The organism is Bradyrhizobium lablabi (assembly GCF_018129385.1).
GTDB lineage: Bacteria > Pseudomonadota > Alphaproteobacteria > Rhizobiales > Xanthobacteraceae > Bradyrhizobium > Bradyrhizobium lablabi_C.
Genome location: NZ_JAFCLN010000046.1, coordinates 1 through 1,880 on the forward strand (window position 1 = coordinate 1; position 1,880 = coordinate 1,880).

The window sequence follows — 1,880 nt, forward strand, 5'->3', positions numbered from 1 at the left end:
TTGTGGCACAAGGAGCTGCCGCGCCTGTCGGGCAAATCCAAACTCGCCGAGGCGATCCGCTATGCCACATCCAGACGCGCCACCCTCGAGCGCTTTCTAAGCGACGGCCGTATCGAGATCGACTCCAACACCGTCGAGCGGGCAATTCGGCGTAAGCGCTAAGCCGATACCCTGGGTTCGGGGTTAGATTAGATGTGCGAAGAAGCCTCCGGCTTGAACGGAGGTTTGGGATGGGATTGGACGGCAAAAAGGACGTCCATTTGGACAGTTTGTCAGTTGGGGCGGTCAGCCGGCTTGAGGTGCTTGAAGGACCCTCCGGGCGTCGTGTGCGTTCGGAGGCTGAGAGAGCTCGGATCGTCGCCGAGAGTCTGTTACCCGGTGCCCAGGTGTCCGAGGTGGCGCGTAAGCACGGAGCGACGCGTTGGCAGATTTACGATTGGCGCCGACGCTTTCGCCGGCGAGGCGAATTGCCGTCGTGCGAGGCTACGCAGCCGCCGTTCGCGCCGCTGGTCGTGGAGGAGCCGTTAGAGCGTCACGTTCCGGCTGTCAAACTCGAGATTGCGATTGGCGACGTCGTCGTGCGGACGGAGGCGGCCATTGACGGCGAGCAACTGTCTCGGTTGATCCGCGCGGTGCGAGCGTCACGATGATCGCGCCCGGTGCTGATCTGAAGATTTACATCGCGACGCGGCCGATTGACTTCCGCTGTGGCCATGATGGGCTGGCTGCGAAGGTACAGCAGATGCTTCGCCTGGACCCGTTCAGCGGCGCAGCCTTCGTGTTCCGATCGAAACGAGCGGACCGGATCAAGATTTTGGTCTGGGATAGAACGGGCCTGGTATTGGTGCACAAGCGCCTCGAAGGCTGCAAGTTCGTGTGGCCAACGATCGCGGACGGTGTGATGCGCGTATCCCCGGCGATGTTCGCGGCCTTGTTCGAGGGTCTGGATTGGAGGTTGGTCCGCCCGGAGGAAGCGCGGCGCCCGCAGGCGGCTGGATAACTGCGGCAGAGTGACTCGGAAGCTATTTTGAACGTGGCGCGTGCGGCGGCGATGTGCTCGAAATAGCGCATGAGCATCGCGGCGCTGCGCGACGAAAACGAACGCTTGAAGGCGCTTTTGGCGCAAACGCAGACAGCCTTGAGCGAGCATCAGGGGGCACTGGCGGCGTCGGAGGAAGCACGGCGTCGGCTGGAGGTCATTCTCGGCGAATTGCGACGCGAGAAGTTCGGCGCGAAGTCCGAAAAGCTGCGACCAGATCAGTATCATTTGCCGCTCGAAGACGTGGAGATCGCGCAAGGCGTCCTGGACGCCGCGCAGGAGAAGGCGGCCGCGATCATCCAGGGTCGACCGCGCGGCGGATCGGATCAAGGTTCTCATCGCAATCGGGGCTGCTTGCCTGCTCATTTGCCGCGGGTGGAGCGGATCATCGAGCCTGCGAGCACGCTTTGTCCGTGCGGTTGCGGGGCCATGACGAAGATCGGCGAGGACGTCAGCAAACGGCTCGACGTGATCCCGGCGCAATGGCGCGTGCTGGTCACACGCCGCCCGAAATACATCTGCCGCCGCTGCTCGGGCCCTGTCGTGCAGGCGCACGCGCCGGAGCACGTCGTACCCAGCGGGCTGCCGACCGAAGCGGCCATTGCGCACGTGATCGTCTCCAAGTTTGGCGACCATACGCCGTTTTACCGTCAGGCCGAGATCTATGCGCGCCAGGGGATCCGGCTTGATCGGGCGACCCTGGGCAACTGGTCCGGCCGCGCCTGCTTCCATCTTCAACCCATCGCGGACCACTTGCGCCGCCACTTGGCCATGGCGGATCGTCTGTTCATGGACGAAACCACGGCGCCGGTACTCGATCCCGGGCGCGGCCAAACGAAGA

At 63.6% G+C, this 1,880-nt stretch carries 3 protein-coding genes and 1 pseudogene; all 4 read left to right on the forward strand.

Annotated elements, in window-relative coordinates; translation table 11 throughout:
- Nucleotides 1–150 (forward strand): annotated as a pseudogene (locus JQ628_RS34275) (IS66 family transposase); the annotation flags it as partial.
- An 80-nt stretch (nt 151–230) separates the two neighbouring features.
- Nucleotides 231–650: an IS66-like element accessory protein TnpA gene (tnpA, locus tag JQ628_RS34280; RefSeq protein ID WP_212231022.1), complete on the forward strand. Its 420-nt coding sequence runs from the start codon at nt 231–233 to the stop codon at nt 648–650.
- Nucleotides 647–1,000, forward strand: a complete 354-nt coding sequence (gene tnpB / locus JQ628_RS34285; RefSeq protein ID WP_212231025.1) for an IS66 family insertion sequence element accessory protein TnpB — start codon at nt 647–649, stop codon at nt 998–1,000. The genes tnpA and tnpB overlap by 4 nt, the downstream gene beginning before the upstream one ends.
- Before the next feature lie 69 nt (nt 1,001–1,069).
- Nucleotides 1,070–1,880 (forward strand): IS66 family transposase (locus JQ628_RS34290; protein WP_212231028.1); only part of this gene is annotated, 811 nt, incomplete at its 3' end.

What these genes read in the sequence shown, in the direction of transcription:
- tnpA (WP_212231022.1), top strand. Translation starts at nt 231, where the DNA reads ATGGGATTGGACGGCAAAAAGGACGTCCATTTGGACAGTTTGTCAGTT.
- tnpB (WP_212231025.1), top strand. Translation starts at nt 647, where the DNA reads ATGATCGCGCCCGGTGCTGATCTGAAGATTTACATCGCGACGCGGCCG.